Source organism: Brachybacterium sp. HMSC06H03 (assembly GCF_001807385.1).
GTDB lineage: Bacteria > Actinomycetota > Actinomycetes > Actinomycetales > Dermabacteraceae > Brachybacterium > Brachybacterium conglomeratum.
This window is the reverse complement of the sequence record NZ_KV788678.1, coordinates 1-18,524: the sequence shown is the minus strand read 5'-3', so window position 1 is coordinate 18,524 and position 18,524 is coordinate 1. Positions and strand designations below refer to the sequence as shown.

Below are 18,524 nucleotides of genomic sequence, written 5' to 3'. Positions count from 1 at the left end.
GCGTGGTCGGATCGGTCCCGGCGCGGGGCCGGAGGTGTCAGGAGCGCTCGAGGCGCTGGGCGGCGGCGGCGATCCGCTCGTCGGTCGCGGTGAGGGCGACGCGCACGAACCGCGCTCCCCCCTCACCATAGAACATCCCTGGTGCGACCAGCACACCGAGGTCTGCGAAGCGATCGACCGTGACCATCGAGTCCTCGCCGAAGGTGGTCCACAGGTACAGGCCCGCCTGCGAACCGTGGATCGTGCCGCCCGCGGACTCGAGCGCGGGGGCTAGCTGCGCGCGACGGGCCCGGTAGACCTCCCGCTGCGCGGCGGGGGCCGCGTCATCGGCGAGCGCTGCGGCGAAGGCCGCCTGGACGGGGCCGGGCAGCATCATCCCGGCCTGCTTGCGCACCGCGACGAGCTCGGCCACGAGCGACGGGTCCCCGGCGACGAAGGCGGCGCGGTAGCCGGCGAGGTTGGACTGCTTGGACAGGGAGTACACGCACAGCAGACCCTCGAGGGAGCCGCCGTTCACCCGCGGGTCCAGGATCGAGGGGACCTCGTCCACGGTCCAGGGCAGCAGCGCGTAGCACTCGTCGGAGGCGACGACGATACCGCGCTCGCGTGCCCAGGCCAGCAGCGCGGCGAGCTGGTCGACATCCAACACCTCGCCGGTCGGGTTCGAGGGGGAGTTCAGCCACAGCAGCCGGATCCTGCTCGCGGCGGACGGGTCCGGCAGCGCGGCGTCGCCCTCGGCGGCCAGGCGCGCCATGTCCACCGGCAGCGGCCTCGCGCCGACGAAGCGGGCACCCATGTCGTAGGTCGGATAGGCGATGTGCGGGAACGCGATCGCGTCGCCCGCGCCGAGGCCCAGCTGGAAGGGCAGATGCGCGACGAGCTCCTTCGAGCCGACGGTGGGCAGCACCGCGTCGACGCCCAGCACGGCGGGGGCCGCACGGTGGCGGCGGACGAAGTCCACCAGCGCCTCGCGCAGGGCGGGCGTGCCGACCGTGGTCGGGTAGCCGGAGCTGTCGGCCGCGTCGGCCAGCGCCTGCTGCACAGTGGCGGGCGTCGGGTCCACGGGGGTGCCGACGGAGAGGTCGACGAGCCCGTCCGGGTGCTGCGCGGCCCGCTCGCGGGCGGGCACGATCGCGTCCCAGGGGAAGGCGGGCAGGCGCGCGGCGAGGCCCTCGCGCGCGATGGGGCGGGTGGCGGAGTGCGTCGGCGCCACGGCTCAGGCCAGGGGGTTCTCTTGCGGGGGCAGGGCCTCGACGAGGGGGTGGTCCTTGTCGATCACGCCCATCTTCGCGGCGCCGCCCGGTGCGCCGAGCTCGTCGAAGAACTCGACGTTGGCCTTGTAGTAGTCGGCCCACTCGTCGGGGGTGTCGTCCTCGTAGAAGATCGCCTCGACGGGGCAGACGGGCTCGCACGCGCCGCAGTCCACGCACTCGTCGGGCTGGATGTACAGCATCCGATTGCCCTCGTAGATGCAGTCCACGGGGCACTCGTCGACGCAGGCACGATCCTTCACGTCGACGCAGGGCAGGGCGATGACGTACGTCATGTGCGGCTTCCTTCCGTCCGGGGCGCCCTCCATCATCTCATCCCGGCCCCGCCCGGGAGCGCCGCCGGGACGTGCCGGAGCAGGAGGTGACAGGATGCACAGCCTGCCTGGGGCGGCCCCCGCGCCGGGCCGACGGGCACGGGGATAGCCTGCCCGGATGACGATGCACGAGGGTCACCGGGTCCGCGCAGGCTGGGCGCCCTTCCTCGCGGAGGGGCGACGGGTGGTGCTGCGCTATGCGATCGACCGCGAGCGCTCCCCGCACGGCGAGTCGATGACCGATGCGCTGGGCACGATCACGCTGGTCGACGAGGCGGTGGTGCAGGTGATGACGCGGCGCGGCGAGGTGCGCGTGCCGCGGGCCCTGGTCATCGCCGCGAAGGAGGTCCCGCCTCCGCCGGTGCGGCGGCAGGGGCCCGCCGCGCCCTGACGATGTAGTCCACGCCGGAGCCGACGTGCAGCACGGCCCCGACCCACACCAGCGCCTGCGCGGCCGGCACCAGCGAGGGCGCCCACGCGGCGACGGCGACCAGCAGGAACACCGAGGCCATCAGCACGAAGGTGCGGATCTTGCCGAGCCAGGAGACCGAGATCCGCCCGCCGAGCGCGGCGCGCGTGGCGAGGACGGCCATCGCCGCGTCGACGACGACGATCACGGCGAGCGCCGCCCAGGGCAGCAGGTCGGCGAGGGCCAGGGTCAGCACGATCGCGACGAGGCCCAGACGGTCCGCGATCGGGTCCATGATCTGGCCGGTGCGGCTGGTCTGGTCCAGGGCGCGGGCGAGCATCCCGTCGATCCAGTCGGTCGAGGCCCAGACGAGCAGCAGCACCACGCCGAGGGTGTCCGGCCCGTCCGCCAGGCGCAGGCACACCGGCAACAGCAGCGCGAGACGGACGAGGGTGACGAGGTTCGGGATCGTCGCCCAGTCGGGGCGGTCGGCGGCGCTCATGGCCTCAGCGCGCCCGGGACCGGCCACGTCCCGCGACCGTGATCACCAGGGCGAGGGCGAAGGGGATCAGGATCCCGATCCCCTGGACGATCCAGCCGGAGAACTGCGCCTGCCCGGCGATCTCGGCGGGCAGGAGCACGCCGCCTCCCGCCCCCTCGCCGAGGAAAGGCCCGGCCAGCAGGCCCCAGAGCGAGCCAAGCACCAGGAGCGGGAAGCGGGTCCCCGTCGCGGACCACAGGAACAGGCACACCACGGCCTGGAAGACGGCGCCGAACAGGAGCCCGGCCGGGAGGTCGGCGCCGAGCACGGTCAGCTCGAACCGGTGGGTGGTGACCAGCAGCAGCACCGAGACGATCGCGAGCACGATCGCCATCGCGGCCTGGCCGAGCCGGGCGGCGAGGGAGGTCGTGTCGACCGTCGTCGGCCTCCGCTGCGTGCTGGTCACCGCGTCACTTCCCGGACTTCGCCTTGGACTGGGCGCGACGGCGCTCGGTCGCGTCCAGGATCACCTTGCGGATGCGCACGATCTCCGGGGTCACCTCGACGCACTCGTCCTCGCCGGTGAACTCGAGGGACTCCTCGAGGGTCAGCTTCCGCGGCGGCACCAGGTTCTCGAAGGAGTCCGACGACGCCGCGCGCATGTTCGTCAGCTTCTTCTCCTTGGTGATGTTCACGTCCATGTCCTCGTTGCGGGAGTTCTCCCCCACGATCTGGCCGGCGTACACCTCCGAGGTCGGCTCGACGAAGAAGGAGCCGCGCTCCTGCAGGTTGATCATCGCGAAGGGCGTGACGTTCCCGGGGCGGTCGGCGACCAGCGAGCCGGTCGCGCGGAACTCGATCTCGCCCATCCACGGCTCGAAGCCGTCGGCGTAGGAGGAGGCGATGCCGTTGCCGCGGGTCTCGTTCATGAACCGGGTGCGGAAGCCGATCAGGCCGCGGGAGGGGACCACGAACTCCATGCGCACCCAGCCCGAGCCGTGGTTGCTCATGGTCTCCATGCGGCCCTTGCGCGAGGCCATCAGCTGGGTGACGGTGCCGAGGTACTCGTCGGGCACGTCGATGGTCATCCGCTCGACGGGCTCGTGGACCTTGCCGTCGATCTCGCGGGTGAGGACCTTCGGCTTGCCGACGGTGAGCTCGAAGCCCTCGCGGCGCATCTGCTCGACCAGGATCGACAGAGCCAGCTCGCCGCGGCCCTGCACCTCCCAGGCGTCGGGGCGCTCGGTGGGCAACACCTTCAGGGACACGTTGCCGACCAGCTCGGAGTCCAGGCGGTCCTTCACCTGGCGGGCGGTGAGCTTGTGGCCCTTGCCGTTCTTGCCCGCGAGCGGCGAGGTGTTGATGCCGATGGTCATCGAGATCGCGGGGTCGTCGATGGTGATCAGCGGCAGCGGGCGCGGATCGTTCACGTCGGCGAGGGTCTCGCCGATCATGATCTCCGGGATGCCGGCGACGGCGACGATGTCGCCCGGGCGGGCGGCGCGGGTCATCGGCTCGCGGGACAGGCCCTTGGTCTCCAGCAGCTCGGTGATCTTCACCGTCTTCGTGGTGCCGTCCTGGGTGCACCAGGCGACCTGCTGGCCCTTGGTGAGCTCGCCGTTCTTGATGCGCAGCAGCGCGAGACGGCCCAGGAACGGGGAGGCGTCGAGGTTCGTGACGTGGGCCTGCAGCGGCACCTCGTCGTCGTAGCTCGGGGCCGGGATCGACTCGAGGATGGTCCTGAACAGCGGCTCGACGGTCTCCTCCTCGGGGAGGGTGCCGTCGGCGGGCTGGGTGGTGGAGGCGCGGCCCGCCTTGCCGGAGGCGTAGACGACCGGCACGTCCAGCACCGCGTCGAGGTCGATGTCGTCGATCTCCTCGGCGAGGTCGGAGGCCAGGCCCAGCAGCAGGTCGGTGGCCTCGCCGACGACCTCCTCGATGCGGGCGTCGGGGCGGTCGACCTTGTTGACCACGAGGATGACGGGCAGCTTCGCGGCCAGCGCCTTGCGCAGCACGAAGCGGGTCTGCGGCAGCGGGCCCTCGGAGGAGTCCACCAGCAGCACGACGCCGTCGACCATCGACAGGCCGCGCTCGACCTCTCCGCCGAAGTCGGCGTGGCCGGGGGTGTCGATGACGTTGATGGTGATGCCGTCGGGCTCGCCGACCGCCGCGGCCGAGGGGCCGACGTAGCGGATCGCCGTGTTCTTGGCGAGGATCGTGATGCCCTTCTCGCGCTCGAGCTCGCCGGAGTCCATCGCCCGCTCGTCGTGCTTGTCACGGTCGCCGAAGGCTCCGCCCTGGGTGAGCATGGCGTCGACCAGGGTGGTCTTGCCGTGGTCCACGTGGGCGACGATGGCGACGTTTCGCAGGTCGGTGCGGTGCTGGATGGTCATACGCAGGTGCTCGATTCAGATAGCGCGGCGGGGCGAGGACCGAGCAGCGCCCGGTCGCACGGCGGGTGCGACCCGCTCCAGGGCCGCGCCGAGTCTATCGGGCCGGGGCGCTCTGCGACGGGTGCGGGGATGAGAGCTTCGACGCGCTGTTCCCGGCGGGGAGGGCCGAGGCGAGGCGTCACCTCTCGGATCGACGAGGGCGAGACCCGCACGGATCCTCTCCGCGCGGGCCTCGCCCCTGTCATCGGTCCGACGTCATCGGCCCCCGGCCACCGGCTCAGACGTGCCCGGCCTGGGCGAAGGGATCGATGATGTCGTCCGGCCCGCCGTCGCCCTCGCCGCCGGTCTCGTCGGCCGAACCCTCCGGGGCCTCGACGTCGATCGTCTCCGAGCCCGCCAGTGGGATGGAGCCGCCGGGGATCGCGGCGAGCAGGCGCTTGGTGTAGTCCTGCTGCGGGGCGTGGAAGACGTCGTCGGTGGTGCCCTGCTCGACGACCTTCCCCTTCTCCATCACGAGGGTGTGGTCCGCGATCTGCCGCACCACGGCGAGGTCGTGGGTGATGAACAGGTAGCTCAGCCCCAGCTCGGCCTGCAGGTCGTTGAGCAGCTCGAGCACCTGGGCCTGGACCAGCACGTCCAGCGCCGAGACGGCCTCGTCGCAGATCACGACCTCGGGGTCCAGCGCGAGCGCGCGGGCGATCGCGACGCGCTGGCGCTGGCCGCCCGAGAGCTCGTTGGGGTAGCGACGCATCATCGCCGCGGGCAGCGCGACCTTGTCCAGCAGGTCGCGGACCTTCGCCTCGCGGCTCTTCGGATCCCCGATGCCGTGCAGGCGCATCGGCTCCTCGATCGTGCGGAAGATCGAGTACATCGGGTCGAGGGTGCCGTAGGGGTTCTGGAAGATCGGCTGCACGCGACGGCGCAGCGCCTTCAGCCGGCCGCCCCGCAGGTCCGCCACGTCCTCCCCCTCGAAGAGCACCCGGCCCGAGGTGGGCTCGAGCAGCTTCAGCACCATCTGGGCGACGGTGGACTTGCCCGAGCCGGACTCCCCCACGATCGCCGTGGTGGTGCCGCGGCGCAGCGCGAAGGAGACCTCGTCGACCGCGAGGAACGGGGTCGACCTCCACGGCACCTTCCCGCGGATCGGGAAGGACTTCGTCAGGCTCTGCACCTCGATCACCGCGTCGGCGTCCGGCTCGGCGTAGCCGAACTCGGGCGCCATCGTGTCGGGCACCGGCGCCGGGGAGGTGAGGCGGTCCTCGGCGTGCACCGGCGCGTTCTCCTGCGCCTGCTCCCGGATCTCCGCCCGCTGGGAGGAGGAGACCAGGCGCCGCGAGGCGAGCGACGGCGCGGCGCTGATGAGCCGCTTGGTGTACGGGTGCTGCGGGTCCTGCAGCAGCTGCAGCGCAGGACCGGACTCGACGACCTGACCCTTGTACATCACCACCAGGTGCTGGGCGCGCTCGGCGGCCAGGCCCAGGTCGTGGGTGATCAGCAGCACCGCCACGCCGAGCTCACCGGTGAGGTGGTCGAGGTGGTCGAGGATCTGCTGCTGGACGGTGACGTCCAGGGCGCTGGTCGGCTCGTCCGCGACCAGCAGCTTCGGCCGGGCGGCCAGGCCCATCGCGATCAGGGCGCGCTGCTTCATGCCGCCGGAGAACTCGTGCGGGAACTGCTCGGCGCGGCGCTCCGCGTCGGAGAGCCCCGCCTCCTCGAGCAGCTGGACGGTGCGCTTCCTCGCCTCGGCGCCCTTGGCGACGCCGTTGGCGGCGAGGGTCTCGCGGATCTGGGCGCCGACCTTCCACATGGGGTTGAGGTTGCTCATCGGGTCCTGCGGGACCAGTCCCACCTGGTCGCCGCGCAGCACCCGGATCTCCTTCTCGGAGACGTGGGTGATGTCGCGGCCCTCGAAGAGGATCTGCCCGCCGGTGATCGAGCCGTTCTTGGCCAGCAGGTGCGCGATCGCCATGGCGGTCGTGGACTTGCCCGAGCCGGACTCGCCCACGATCGCGACGGTCTCCCCGGGGTACACCTCGAGGTTCGCATTGCGCACGCCCTTGACCGGTCCGCTCGAGGTGGTGAACGTGATCTCGAGGTCCTTGATCTCCAGCAGCGGCTGCGCGGAGCCGGCCGGGGAGGCGGCCGGGGTGGGGTTCACGGAGGTCGTGGTCATCGCTTCCTCGCCTTCGGGTCCAGCGCGTCGCGCACCGCGTCGCCGAGCATGATGAAGCTCAGCACGGTGATGGCCAGCGCCAGGGACGGGTAGAACAGCATGGACGGCTGCGTGCGCAGCGCGTCACGGGCGTCGGAGATGTCCCCGCCCCAGGAGACGGCGGAGGTGGGCAGTCCCACGCCGAGGAAGGACAGCGTCGCTTCGGCGACGATGAACACGCCGAGGTTGACGGTTGCGGTGACGATCACCGGGGCGATCGCGTTGGGGAGCACGTGCTTCAGCAGCACCGTCCCGCTCCCGGCACCGAGCGCGACCGAGGAGGTGACGTAGTCCTGGCTCTTCGTGGAGATCACGGCACCGCGCATGATGCGGGCCACGTTGGTCCAGCCGAAGATGCTCAGCACCGCGATCACGGTCCACATGCTCATCTCGCCCACGCGGGTCGCGACCACGATCGCGCCGAGGATCATCGGCACCGCGAAGAAGATGTCGGTGACGCGGGAGATGACCTCGTCGAACCAGCCGCCGATGTAGCCCGCGAGGGCGCCGATCGTTCCGCCGATGAGCGTCGAGCCGATCATGGCGAAGAAGCCGATGATCACCGAGGTGCGGGCGCCCCAGAAGGTCCGGGCCATGATGTCGTAGCCCTGGCGGGAGGTGCCGAAGGGGTGCTCGGGACCGGGCGGCTGGTTGGCGCGGCCGAGGTCGCCGAAGCCCGGGTCCTGCGAGGTGAACACCTGCGGGAAGGCGGCGACGAAGAGCACGAACAGGATCAGCAGCGCGGAGATCACGAACACGGGGTTGCGGACCAGGCTGCGCCCGGCCTCGGCCCACAGCGAGCGCGGGGTGCCGGAGGTGTCGACCGCGTCGACCTCCTGCAGCGGGGTCTCCGCGAGCGGCGCGACCCAGTGCTCCGTACGGGGCCGGCGGGAGTTCTGAGCATCACTTCGCATAGCGGATCCTCGGGTCGAGCACGCCGTAGAGCAGGTCCACGACGAGGTTGGAGAGCAGGAAGATGATCACCAGCAGCGTCACCAGCGACACGATCATCGGGGCCTCGCCGGCATTGATCGAGTTGAACAGCAGCGTGCCGATGCCCGGGACGTTGAAGACGCGCTCGGTGACGATCGCGCCGCCCATCAGGGCGCCCAGGTCCGCGCCGATGAAGGTGACCACGGGGATCAGGGAGTTGCGCAGGACGTGCTTGGAGACCACGCCGCCGCGGGAGAGGCCCTTCGCGGTCGCGGTGCGCACGTGGTCGGCGCCCGCCGTCTCCGCGATCGAGGTGCGGGTAAGGCGCAGCACATAGGCGAAGGAGACGCCGCCGAGCACGAAGCCGGGCAGCATCAGGTTCTGCCAGGAGGGGTCGCGGCCCACGTTGATCGGCGCGATCCCCAGCTGCAGGCCGAAGACGAACTGCGCGAGGAAGCCCAGCACGAAGGTGGGCGTGGCGATCAGCAGCAGCGAGAGCATCAGCAGCGTGGTGTCGATCAGCTTGCCCTTGCGCAGGCCCGAGATCACGCCGGCGGCGACGCCGAAGACCGTCTCGACGACCACGGCGATGATCGCGAGGCGGAACGTGGTCGGGAAGGCCGCGGCGATCTGGTCCCACAGGGGGCGGCCGTTGAAGCCGACGCCCAGGTCGAAGGTCAGCACGCTCTTGAGGTAGAGCAGCCACTGGACGAGCACGGGCTGGTCGAGGTTGTACTGCTCGCGCAGCCGCTGCTCGACCGCCGGGGAGATCGGCTTGTCACCGGCCAGGGTGAGGATCGGGTCGCCGGAGGTGTAGAACGCCAGCAGGTAGACGATCAGGGTGGCGCCGAGGAAGACGGGGACCATCTGCAGCAGTCGCCGCCCGATGTACCAGAGCACGTCGTTCCCTTTCGATGGAGGAGGGGCCTTGCGGCCCGGTGGAACGGCCCGGCCGGGGGCCGGGCGTGGAACAGCGGGAACCGGACGCAGCCGGTTCCCGCTGTCACGGGGAGATCAGCAGATCACTTGGTGATGTTGTGGTACAGCGGCACGGTGTCCCAGCCGTACTCCACGTCGGAGACGAGCGTCGAGTAGCCGCCGATGGTGTTCTGGTACCAGAGCGGGAGGACGGGGAGGTCGCGCATGAGCAGGGCCTCCGCCTCCTTCCAGATCTTGATGGCGTCCTCCTCGGTCTCGGCGGCGAGGCCGTCGGCCAGGAGCTGGTCGAACTCGGGGTTCTTGTAGTCGCCGTCGTTGGAGCCGTTGCCGTCGGCCGCGGAGGAGCCGTAGAGCGGGCCGAGGAAGTTGTAGGCCGACGGGTAGTCCGCCTGCCAGCCGGAGCGCCAGGTGCCCATGAGGTCACGGGCGCGGATCTGCTCGCGCATCTCGCCGAAGGCCGGGAACGGCGTGGGCTTCGCCTCGATGCCGAGCACGTTCGCGAGCGAGTTGCAGACCGCCTCGACCCAGTCCGCGTGCGGACCGTCGGCGTTGTAGGCGAGGGTGAGCGGGCCCTTGAACGGGGTGATCGCCTCGGCCTCCTCCCACAGCTTCTTCGCCTCGGCCTCGTCGAACTCGAGCACCTCGGCGCCGGGGATGTCGGTCGCGCCGCCGCCGGGGATCACCGGGGAGACGAAGTCCGTGGCCGGGGTGCGGGTGCCGAAGAAGAGGTTGTCGCAGATCGACTGGCGGTCGATCGCGCGCGAGAGCGCCCTGCGACGGATCGCTCCGGCCTCGCCCTCGAAGTTCGGGTCGTAGCCGGGCAGGGTGATCGACTGGAACACGGCGCCGGGGGCGTTGACGGCCCGCTCGCCGAGGTCGTCCTCGAAGGTCGCCAGCGCCGAGCCGGGCAGCTGGTCGACGACGTCGACGTTGTCCGACTGCAGGTCGAGGTACATCGTCTCCGGGTCCTGGTAGACCGTGAAGGTGATGCCGGAGTTCTTCGGGGTGCGGGGACCGTCGTAGGACTCATTGGGGACCAGCACCAGTTCCTGGTCGTGGGTCCAGGTCTCGAGCTTGTACGGGCCGTTCGCCAGCGGCGCCTCGCCGTAGGCCTCCATGTCGTCGAAGGCCGAGGGCGGCATCGGCATGTAGGCCGAGTAGCCCAGGCGGGTCGGGAAGTCCGACTGAGGGGTGACCAGGCGCGCGGTGAAGGTGGTCTCGTCGACGACCTCGAGGCCGGAGAGGGTCGCGTCGGGGGCGACGTCCTCGGCCGAGAGCTCCTCGTAGCCCTCGAAGGGCTCGAAGAAGTACTGGCCGATCTGAGCGTTGGCGGCGTTCGCGCCGTAGTTCCAGGAGTCGACGAAGTCCTGCGCGGTGATCGGGGTGGAGCCGTCGGAGTAGGTGAGGCCCGAACGGATCTTGATGGTCCAGTTCTGGTTGTCCTCGGACTCGATCGACTCGGCGATGTCGTTCTCGATGCTGCCGTCGGCCTTGTAGTAGACCAGGCCCGCGAAGATCATCGTGATGATGCGGCCGCCGCCGACCTCGCCGGTGTTGGCGGGCAGCAGGGGGTTCTCGGGCTCGGTGGTGTTCGCGTAGATCGGCTCTCCGGTGCCGCCGCCGGCATCGCTGCCGCCGGCTCCGGCGCCGCCTTCGTCTCCGCCGCAGGCGGCGAGGGTGAGGGCGGCCGCGCCTCCGGCGGCGGTGCCCAGCATCATGGATCGGCGCGAGATGGCCATGGGTTCTCCTGGATGGCTCGTGGTCGTGCACCGCACCATCGTTGTGCGGTACCGCACCTAGTGTGCACCCTCCGATGTCAACTGCATTCCATCTGTCGGTAACGCTTCGGTCTCGACGATTTTTCAACCATGAGCGAACCCGGGACGGACCAGGGGCGGAACCCGTGGCAGGAAGTCCCCTCCCAGCGTGCCTGGGTGTTGAATGGCCATATGACTTCTCTCGATCCCACCACTGCTCCTGTCGACCCCACCACGACCGCGGCCTGGGCCGAGCTCGAGGCGCACGACCTCGCGCTCGAGGGCTCCCTGCGCGAATGGTTCGCCGCGGATCCCGAGCGCGCCGCCCGCTTCACGCACGACGCCGCCGACCTCCACGTCGACCTCTCGAAGAACCTCCTGACCCCCGAGACCATGCGCCTGCTGCTGAAGCTGGCCCGCGAGGTCGGGGTCGAGGAGCGCCGCGACGCGATGTACGCCGGCGCCCACATCAACACCACCGAGGACCGCGCCGTGCTGCACACCGCGCTGCGCCGCCCCGCCGGCTCCTCCCCCGCCCTGGCCGTGGACGGGCAGAACATCGACGAGGACGTGCGCGGCACGCTCCACCGCGTCTACGAGTTCGCCGAGAAGGTCCGCTCCGGCGAGTGGACCGGCGTGACCGGCAAGCGCATCGAGACCGTCGTGAACATCGGCATCGGCGGCAGCGACCTCGGCCCCGTCATGGTGTACGAGGCGCTGAAGCCCCTCGCCCAGGACGGCCTCGAGGCCCGCTTCCTGTCCAACATCGATCCCACCGACGCGTACGAGACCACGCGCGGTCTCGACCCCGAGACGACGCTCGTCATCGTCGCCTCGAAGACCTTCACCACCCTGGAGACCCTCACCAACGCGCGCCTGGTGCGCAGCTGGCTGCTGGAGGGGCTGCGCGAGAGCGCGGGCCTGACCGCCGAGCAGGAGAAGGAGGCCGTCGCGAAGCACTTCGTGGCCGTCTCCACCGCGCTGGACAAGGTCGAGGAGTTCGGGATCGATCCCCGGAACGCCTTCGGCTTCTGGAACTGGGTGGGCGGCCGCTACAGCGTCGACTCCGCGATCGGCACCGTGCTCGCCACCGTGCTGGGCCCGGACGTGTTCGAGGAGTTCCTGGCCGGCTTCCGCGCGATGGACGAGCACTTCGCCACCGCGCCCGCGGAGCAGAACGTGCCGCTGCTGATGGGGCTGCTGAACATCTGGAACGTGAACTTCCTGGAGGCGGAGACCCATGCGGTCCTCCCCTACTCCCAGTACCTCCACCGCTTCCCCGCCTACCTCCAGCAGCTCACCATGGAGTCCAACGGCAAGGGCGTGCGCTGGGACGGCTCGCTCGCGACCACCGAGACCGGCGAGGTGTTCTGGGGCGAGCCCGGCACCAACGGCCAGCACGCCTTCTACCAGCTGATCCACCAGGGCACCCGCGTGATCCCGGCGGACTTCATCGCCTTCGCCACCCCGGACCACGCGCTGGTCGACGGGGAGCAGGACGTGCACGAGCTGTTCCTGGCGAACTTCTTCGCCCAGACCAAGGCGCTCGCCTTCGGCAAGACCGCCGAGGAGGTCCGCGCCGAGGGGACCGAGGGCGCGCTCGTCGCCGCCCGCGAGTTCTCCGGGGACCGGCCCACCACCTCGATCATGGCCCCGAAGCTGACCCCGTCGGTGCTGGGCCAGCTGATCGCGCTGTACGAGCACATCACCTTCGTGCAGGGCGTCGTGTGGGGCATCAACTCCTTCGACCAGTGGGGCGTGGAGCTCGGCAAGCAGCTGGCGAAGGACCTCGCCGGCGCCGTCGCGGGCGACGAGGAGAAGATCTCCGCGGAGGACGCCTCGACCGAGGGCCTGATCCGCTACTACCGCGAGCACCGCGAGGGCTGATCAGCGCCCTCCGCTCATGCGCCTGCAGGAAGGGGACGTGAGCGGCACGCCGCGGAGCTCAGCGCTCCGCCGTGCCGCTCACGTCCCCTTTCTGCGGGTGCCCTCCGCCTGATCAGGACAGCACCCTCCCGCCCGATCTCCTGCCGCTCGTCCCTCGCAGCACGTCGATCAGGCAGCACTCCACCGCCCGATCTCCTGCCGCTCGTCCCTCGCAGCACGTCGATCAGGCCAGGTAGTCCACGTCCTTGGTCTCGCCGCCGAGGACGAGGGCGAGGATCGTGACGACCGCGGCGACGGCGAGATAGCCGCCCACCAGCAGCAGCGAGCCGCCCTGCGCCTGCCACAGCGCGATCATCGCGTAGGGGGCCGGGGCCGCGCCGATCACCGAGGCCATGTTGTAGCTGACGGCGCTGCCGGTGTAGCGCACGTCGGCCGTGAACATCTCCGGCAGGAACGCGGCCATCGGCCCGAACGTCATGCCCATCAGGGTGAAGCCGAGGATCAGCGCGGCCATCACCCCGACCGTCCCGGCATGCATCAGCACATCGAGCACCAGCCCGAACACGCCGATCCCCGCGGTCACGCCGAGCAGCAGGCGCCTGCGGCCCAGCCGGTCGGCGAGCGGACCGGAGACCACGGTGAAGATCCCGAAGAAGACCACGCCGATGATCAGCATCGTGAGGAAGTCGGTGCGCTCGTACCCGAGGCCCGGGGCGAAGGTCGCCGGATCGAACGCCTTGCCGGCCGCCTCGGCGGCGGCGCGGGCGGAGGCCTCGTCGGCCGCGGTGGTGCCCACCACCATGAGGAAGGCGGTCATGAGGTAGAAGAGGACGTAGGTGGCGACCATCGCGACGGTCGCGAGGACCAGCGGCTTCCACGCAGTGCGGAACACGCGCGCGATCGGCACGGAGGCGACCCGCTGCTCGTCCAGCACCTTCTGGAAGGCCGGGGACTCCATGAGCTTCAGCCGCACCCACAGCCCCACGACCACCAGGACCGAGGACAGCAGGAAGGGCACGCGCCAGCCCCAGGCCATGAACTGCTCCGGTGTGAGCTGCACGCTCAGCAGCACGAACAGCAGGTTCGAGAGGATGAAGCCGACGGGCGCGCCGAGCTGCGGGAAGGTGCCGTACAGGGCGCGCTTGCCGGGCGGGGCGTTCTCGGTCGCCAGCAGCGCGGCGCCGGACCATTCGCCGCCCAGTCCGATGCCCTGGCAGAAGCGCAGCAGCACCAGGATCGCGGGGGCGATGAACGAGAAGCCCGGGGTCGAGGCGGTGGGCAGCACGCCGATGAGGAAGGTGGCGATGCCCATCACCAGCAGGCTCGCCACGAGCGTGGCCTTGCGGCCCACGCGGTCGCCGTAGTGGCCGAAGATCAGCGAGCCCAGCGGCCTCGCGACGAAGGCGACACCGAACACCGCAAAGGAGCTCAGCAGCTGGTTCGCCGGGGTCTGCGTGGGGAAGAACAGCGCCGGGAACACGAGCGAGGCGGCGGTCGCGTAGGCGTAGAAGTCGAAGAACTCGATGGTGGTGCCCACCATCGAGGCCGTGATGACCCGGCCGCGGGTGTTGGCCGGTGCGGCCGGCGGCGGGGCGGTGGAGGAGGTCGGGGCGGGGACGGTGTTCACGACGGGCGACCCTAGACCCGGAGGTCCACCATGCGGACCCTCAGGCCGGATCCTGAGATCACGCTTGCGCTGGCGGGTGCCGCTCGCCGCCGGTCACGAGCGGGTCTCCGGTGGCAGATCGGCCTCCCTTGCGACGGCCGTCGATGGAAGAATCATCGACGGCATGCCTGAACTGACCGAGGGGAACCCATGGAAGCCTTGACACCGATCATCGGCGGCGGCGTCGTCGTGGTGGTCGTCCTGCTCATCCTGCTGCTGGTGCTGCTGCGCAGCTACCGCATCGCCGCACCGAACGAGGCCCTGATCATCACGGGCCGCAACGCGAAGGCGAGCCCCACCGGGGACATCGACCTGGAGTCGGGCAGCGCCCGGGTCGTGATCGGCGGGCGCGCGATCGTGCGTCCGATCGTGGACCGCGCCTTCGTGCTCAGCCTGTCCTCGCGCCAGATCCCGGTCGAGGTCGAGGGCTACTCGATGAACGGCATCTTCCTCCGTCTGCGCGGGGTGGCGCAGGTGAAGGTGGGCGGCAACGTCGAGGACGTCCGCAAGGCCTCGCAGCGCTTCCTCGATCAGCAGCAGCAGATCGACCACTACACCCAGGAGATCCTCTCGGGCACCCTGCGCGCCGTCGTCGGCACGCTGACGGTGGAGCAGATCATCCGCGACCGCGCCTCCTTCGCCTCGCAGGTGCAGGCCGAGGCCGAGCACTCGATGAACAACCAGGGCCTGGTGATCGACACCTTCCAGATCTCGGCCATCGAGGACGACGGCTCCTACCTGCGCGACTGGGGCCGTCCCGAGGCGGCGCTGGTCGCCAAGCGCGCCGCGATCGCCGAGTCGGACGCGAACCGCGAGTCGACCCAGGCGAAGAATCTCAACCTCCAGCAGGAGGCGGAGTCGAAGCAGGCCTTCGACATCCGCAACGCGGAGATCAAGGAGGAGACCGATGCGCGTCAGGCCGTCGCCGACGCCGCCGGTCCCCTCGCCCGCGCCGCGCAGCAGCAGAAGATCATCGAGCAGGAGGAGCTCATCGCGGTCCGCAACAACGACCTGCGCGAGAAGCAGCTCATCGCCGAGGTCCACAAGCCGGCCGAGGCCAAGCGCTACGCCGAGCAGCAGGACGCGGACTCCAAGAAGTACGCCCGTGTCGCGGACTCCGAGGCGCAGCTGACCGACGAGCGCAACCGCGCCGAGTCCCGCAAGGTCACCGCGGACGCCGAGGCGCACGCGATCGAGGCCCGCGGTCGGGCCGAGGCCGAGGTCGAGCTTCAGCGCCGCTCGAAGGACGCCGAGGCGGTCCGGCTCGAGGGCCAGGCCGAGGCCGACTCGCTGCGCGCCAAGGGCGAGGCCGAGGCGGCGGCGATCCGTGCCAAGGGCGACGCCGAGGCGGAGACCACCCGTGCCCGCGCCGAGGCGTACAAGCAGTTCAACGACGCCGCGGTCCTGGCCCAGGTGCTCGAGGTGCTGCCGGAGGTCGCCGGCGAGCTCGCCTCCCCGTACTCGAACATCTCCAACCTCTCGGTGTTCTCCACCGACGGCGAGGCGAAGATCGGGCAGAACATCTCCGTGGGCCTCGCCCAGGTGCTCGACATGGTCAAGTCCACCACCGGCGTGGACTTCCAGGACACGCTCCAGCGGGCCGCCGAGGGCGGTCGCGCGGTGCGCGAGCAGTCCGAGCAGACCCGTGGCGAGGGCCTCTCCCCCGCCGCGGACCCCACCGCCGACGAGGCAGAGGGCGAGGCCTGAGGCCTCTCCCCCGCCTCTGCGGCGCCCCGTCCCCTCTGCGGAGGAGGCGGGGCGCCGCTGCGTCATCCCCCGTCAGGACACCGTTCATCCGTCGTCCAGCTGCGACGATCCGGGGACCGAGGACCCGCGCAGAAGCTTCCCGGCCCGCCTAGGGTGGAGGCGGAGCACGCCGAGGAGCGGCTCCGCCCCGACGCCCGAGAGAAGAGAGCCAGCCCGTCATGAAGATCGGAATCCTGACCTCCGGCGGCGACTGCCCCGGCCTGAACGCCGTGATCCGCGGAGCGGTGATCAAGGGCGATCGCCTCTTCGAGGACGAGTTCATCGGCTACCGGGACGGCTGGCGCGGCGTGATCGAGGGGGACTGGATGACCCTCCCCCGCCGTCGCGTGCGCGGCATCGGCCGGATCGGCGGCACGATCCTGGGCACCTCCCGCGCGAACCCCTTCCACGACGGGGCCGACGGCGCCGAGATCGTCCGGCGCCACATGGACGAGCAGGAGGTCGACGCGATCATCGCGATCGGCGGCGACGGCACGCTGTTCACCGCTAACCGTTTGTCCGAGGCGGGGGTCCCGGTGGTCGGCGTGCCCAAGACGGTCGACAACGACCTCGACGCGACCGACTACACCTTCGGCTTCCACACGGCGGTCGAGATCGCGACCGAGTCGCTCGACCGGCTGCGGATGACGGGCGACTCCCACCACCGCTGCATGGTGGCGGAGGTGATGGGCCGCTCGGTGGGGTGGATCGCGCTGCACTCGGGCATGGCCGCCGGCGCGCACGTGATCTGCCTGCCCGAGTTCCCGCTGAGCATCGAGGAGATCTGCGGCTACGTGAAGGCGGCCCACGATCGCGGTCGCGCCCCGCTGGTGGTGGTCGCCGAGGGGTTCGTGCCCTCCGACGCGCCCGAGGGCTTCATGGACTACGACCTCGACGAGTTCGGACGGCCGCGCTTCGGCGGGGTCGCCGCGGCGCTCGCGCCGCTGATCGAGGAGCGGCTGGGCATCGAGTCGCGCGCGACGGTGCTGGGGCACATCCAGCGCGGCGGCGAGCCGACCGGCTACGACCGGGTACTCGCTACCCGTCTGGGCACCGCGGCGGTCGACCTGGTGCACGGCGGCGGCTTCGGACGGATGGTCGCGCTGCGCGGCACCGACATCGTGGACGTGCCGCTGACCGAGGCGATCGACAGCCTGAAGACGGTGCCGGAGTCGCGCTGGCACGAGGCCGAGGTGCTCTTCGGCTGAGCCGCCGCCTGTCACGGACGGTCGGGCGCGGGTCAGAGGCAATCGCGGTCGGCACCGTCCTCGAGTCGCCGTTCCAGCGGACCTTGACAGTCAGCGCGGGGAGCCGATCTCCCCCAGCAGCGCCTTGGCGTAGGCGGCATGGACGGATTCCTCGTCGGAGGGATGGTAGAGCCCGGCGCGCACGTCGCGGGAGAGGCGCTCGAGCTCGCTGCGGCGGAAGTACTGGGCGCCGCCGCTGGCGCGCAGCACCTGGTCGACCGCGGCGATCGCGGCCTCGGTGGCGCGGGATTTCACCCCGGAGAAGTGCAGGAACCAGCGCGGCCCGTGGTCGCTCGTGCCCGGGCCGCTCTCCCCGGTCCCGAGCGCGTCGAGGTCGGCGAGGACCTTCTCGGCCTGCAGCACCGCGCCGTCGAGGCGGATCGCGGCGTCGGCGAGGCGCCAGCGGATGTCGGGGTCGTCGGCGTGGACGATGCCCTTGGTGGCGTTGCGGCGGGTGGTCGCGATCGAGCTGCCCACCTCCACGGCGCGCTGCGCGACCCCGGTGTACACCGAGGCGATCAGCAGCTCGAAGGCGCCGAAGATCCCCATCACGAAGGGGTCGGTGTTCGGGCCGACGGGGGTGGTGGTCAGCACCCGCTCCTCCGTGACGGCCGCGCCGTCCAGACGCGTCGTGCGGGACTGGGAGGGGCGCATGCCGTGGGTGTCCCAGTCGTCGAGGGTCTCGACGTGCTCGTCGCGCTCGATCACCCCGAACACGAGCCGGGGGTCGTCCTCCCGCGCGACGGCGACCCGGCCGTGCACGACCAGGCGGTCCCAGACGGGGGCGAGGGAGGTGAAGATCTTGGTGCCGGTGAGGCGGAAGCCGTCGCCGTCGGGGACGGCGCGGGTGGCGGAGTCGAAGAGCATCGCGTCGTTGCCCGCTTCGGAGATCCCGAAGGCGAACAGCTTCTCCGCGGCGGCGTCCTCGAGGATGCTGCGCACGGGCTCCGCGCCGAGGCGGTGGGCGTGCAGCGCGGCGCCGGTGACGACGAGGTGCATGTTCATCGACAGCGCCGTGGCGGGGGCGGCGCCGGCCAGGCGGCGCTGGACGCGCGCGGCCTCCAGCAGGCTCCCGCCGAGTCCGCCGAGCTCGCGGGGGACCAGCAGGCGCAGGTATCCGCGCTCGCGCAGGTCGGCGAGGTCCTGGTCGGGGAAGGTGTTCTCCCGGTCGTGGACCACCGCGCGCTCGCGGAAGGTCTCCAGCAGGGAGTCGGGCAGCAGCTCCTCGGCGATGACGCTCATGGGTATCTCCTATGTCAAGCGGCGTGC

The 18,524-nt window shown here is 70.9% G+C and carries 15 protein-coding genes; 4 read left to right on the top strand and 11 right to left on the bottom strand.

Annotated elements, in window-relative coordinates; genetic code table 11:
- Positions 1-37 precede the first annotated feature (37 nt).
- Together dapC and fdxA are read right to left on the bottom strand one after the other, a co-directional pair.
- Positions 38-1,213, bottom strand: a complete 1,176-nt coding sequence (gene dapC / locus HMPREF3159_RS02750; protein WP_070499565.1) for a succinyldiaminopimelate transaminase — start codon at positions 1,211-1,213, stop codon at positions 38-40.
- A gap of 3 nt (positions 1,214-1,216) precedes the next feature.
- Positions 1,217-1,546, bottom strand: coding sequence for a ferredoxin (fdxA, locus tag HMPREF3159_RS02745; protein WP_010551454.1), 330 nt, complete (start codon positions 1,544-1,546; stop codon positions 1,217-1,219).
- A gap of 157 nt (positions 1,547-1,703) precedes the next feature.
- Here fdxA and HMPREF3159_RS02740 point away from each other — a divergent pair, with 157 nt between their 5' ends.
- Positions 1,704-1,976: a putative acetyltransferase gene (locus tag HMPREF3159_RS02740; protein ID WP_070499564.1), complete on the top strand. Its 273-nt coding sequence runs from the start codon at positions 1,704-1,706 to the stop codon at positions 1,974-1,976.
- On the opposite strand, the gene HMPREF3159_RS02735 is transcribed toward HMPREF3159_RS02740, so the two are convergent.
- From HMPREF3159_RS02735 to HMPREF3159_RS02705, 7 genes are all read right to left on the bottom strand, one after another.
- The gene (locus HMPREF3159_RS02735; RefSeq protein ID WP_010551452.1) at positions 1,915-2,496 is read right to left on the bottom strand and encodes a CDP-alcohol phosphatidyltransferase family protein; all 582 of its coding nucleotides are present in this window, start codon (positions 2,494-2,496) and stop codon (positions 1,915-1,917) included. The two genes, HMPREF3159_RS02740 and HMPREF3159_RS02735, sit on opposite strands and share 62 nt — an antisense overlap.
- 4 nt (positions 2,497-2,500) lie before the next feature.
- Positions 2,501-2,941, bottom strand: coding sequence for a hypothetical protein (locus HMPREF3159_RS02730; protein WP_070499563.1), 441 nt, complete (start codon positions 2,939-2,941; stop codon positions 2,501-2,503).
- A 4-nt stretch (positions 2,942-2,945) separates the two neighbouring features.
- A complete protein-coding gene (gene typA / locus HMPREF3159_RS02725) occupies positions 2,946-4,868 on the bottom strand; it encodes a translational GTPase TypA (protein ID WP_070499562.1) in 1,923 nt (640 codons plus the stop codon).
- A gap of 277 nt (positions 4,869-5,145) precedes the next feature.
- Positions 5,146-7,041 carry a dipeptide ABC transporter ATP-binding protein gene (locus HMPREF3159_RS02720; RefSeq protein ID WP_070499561.1) on the bottom strand — a complete coding sequence of 632 codons (1,896 nt, stop codon included), beginning with the start codon at positions 7,039-7,041 and terminating at the stop codon, positions 5,146-5,148.
- The gene (locus HMPREF3159_RS02715) at positions 7,038-7,994 is read right to left on the bottom strand and encodes an ABC transporter permease (RefSeq protein ID WP_070499560.1); all 957 of its coding nucleotides are present in this window, start codon (positions 7,992-7,994) and stop codon (positions 7,038-7,040) included. The genes HMPREF3159_RS02720 and HMPREF3159_RS02715 overlap by 4 nt, the downstream gene beginning before the upstream one ends.
- Positions 7,984-8,913 carry an ABC transporter permease gene (locus HMPREF3159_RS02710; protein ID WP_070499559.1) on the bottom strand — a complete coding sequence of 310 codons (930 nt, stop codon included), beginning with the start codon at positions 8,911-8,913 and terminating at the stop codon, positions 7,984-7,986. The genes HMPREF3159_RS02715 and HMPREF3159_RS02710 overlap by 11 nt, the downstream gene beginning before the upstream one ends.
- A 122-nt stretch (positions 8,914-9,035) precedes the next feature.
- Entirely contained in the window at positions 9,036-10,691 is a 1,656-nt protein-coding gene (locus HMPREF3159_RS02705; RefSeq protein WP_083305756.1) for a peptide ABC transporter substrate-binding protein, read from the bottom strand.
- 210 nt (positions 10,692-10,901) lie between these two features.
- Here HMPREF3159_RS02705 and pgi point away from each other — a divergent pair, with 210 nt between their 5' ends.
- A complete protein-coding gene (gene pgi, locus HMPREF3159_RS02700; RefSeq protein WP_070499558.1) occupies positions 10,902-12,596 on the top strand; it encodes a glucose-6-phosphate isomerase in 1,695 nt (564 codons plus the stop codon).
- A 223-nt stretch (positions 12,597-12,819) separates the two neighbouring features.
- Here the strand turns inward: pgi and HMPREF3159_RS02695 are convergent, their stop codons facing one another.
- Positions 12,820-14,223, bottom strand: coding sequence for an MFS transporter (locus HMPREF3159_RS02695; protein ID WP_070499557.1), 1,404 nt, complete (start codon positions 14,221-14,223; stop codon positions 12,820-12,822).
- Between the two features lie 189 nt (positions 14,224-14,412).
- Between HMPREF3159_RS02695 and HMPREF3159_RS02690 the strand changes: the two genes are divergently transcribed.
- Together HMPREF3159_RS02690 and HMPREF3159_RS02685 are read left to right on the top strand one after the other, a co-directional pair.
- Positions 14,413-15,969 (top strand): flotillin family protein, encoded by a 1,557-nt coding sequence (locus HMPREF3159_RS02690; RefSeq protein WP_070499556.1) that lies wholly within the window; start codon positions 14,413-14,415, stop codon positions 15,967-15,969.
- Positions 15,970-16,187: 218 nt separating this feature from the next.
- On the top strand, positions 16,188-17,216 hold the full coding sequence (locus HMPREF3159_RS02685; protein WP_070499555.1) for an ATP-dependent 6-phosphofructokinase: 1,029 nt from the start codon (positions 16,188-16,190) through the stop codon (positions 17,214-17,216).
- Positions 17,217-17,306: 90 nt separating this feature from the next.
- Here HMPREF3159_RS02685 and HMPREF3159_RS02680 read toward each other — a convergent pair whose 3' ends face one another.
- Entirely contained in the window at positions 17,307-18,497 is a 1,191-nt protein-coding gene (locus HMPREF3159_RS02680; protein WP_070499554.1) for an acyl-CoA dehydrogenase family protein, read from the bottom strand.
- Between the last annotated feature and the right edge of the window lie 27 nt (positions 18,498-18,524).

Bases quoted from the DNA above. Each gene is read 5' to 3' on its own strand.
- pgi (WP_070499558.1), top strand. From the start codon at position 10,902: ATGACTTCTCTCGATCCCACCACTGCTCCTGTCGACCCCACCACGACC.
- fdxA (WP_010551454.1), bottom strand. From the start codon at position 1,546: ATGACGTACGTCATCGCCCTGCCCTGCGTCGACGTGAAGGATCGTGCC.
- typA (WP_070499562.1), bottom strand. From the start codon at position 4,868: ATGACCATCCAGCACCGCACCGACCTGCGAAACGTCGCCATCGTCGCC.
- HMPREF3159_RS02740 (WP_070499564.1), top strand. From the start codon at position 1,704: ATGACGATGCACGAGGGTCACCGGGTCCGCGCAGGCTGGGCGCCCTTC.
- HMPREF3159_RS02705 (WP_083305756.1), bottom strand. From the start codon at position 10,691: ATGGCCATCTCGCGCCGATCCATGATGCTGGGCACCGCCGCCGGAGGC.
- HMPREF3159_RS02690 (WP_070499556.1), top strand. From the start codon at position 14,413: ATGGAAGCCTTGACACCGATCATCGGCGGCGGCGTCGTCGTGGTGGTC.
- HMPREF3159_RS02720 (WP_070499561.1), bottom strand. From the start codon at position 7,041: ATGACCACGACCTCCGTGAACCCCACCCCGGCCGCCTCCCCGGCCGGC.
- HMPREF3159_RS02735 (WP_010551452.1), bottom strand. From the start codon at position 2,496: ATGAGCGCCGCCGACCGCCCCGACTGGGCGACGATCCCGAACCTCGTC.
- HMPREF3159_RS02685 (WP_070499555.1), top strand. From the start codon at position 16,188: ATGAAGATCGGAATCCTGACCTCCGGCGGCGACTGCCCCGGCCTGAAC.
- HMPREF3159_RS02680 (WP_070499554.1), bottom strand. From the start codon at position 18,497: ATGAGCGTCATCGCCGAGGAGCTGCTGCCCGACTCCCTGCTGGAGACC.
- HMPREF3159_RS02715 (WP_070499560.1), bottom strand. From the start codon at position 7,994: ATGCGAAGTGATGCTCAGAACTCCCGCCGGCCCCGTACGGAGCACTGG.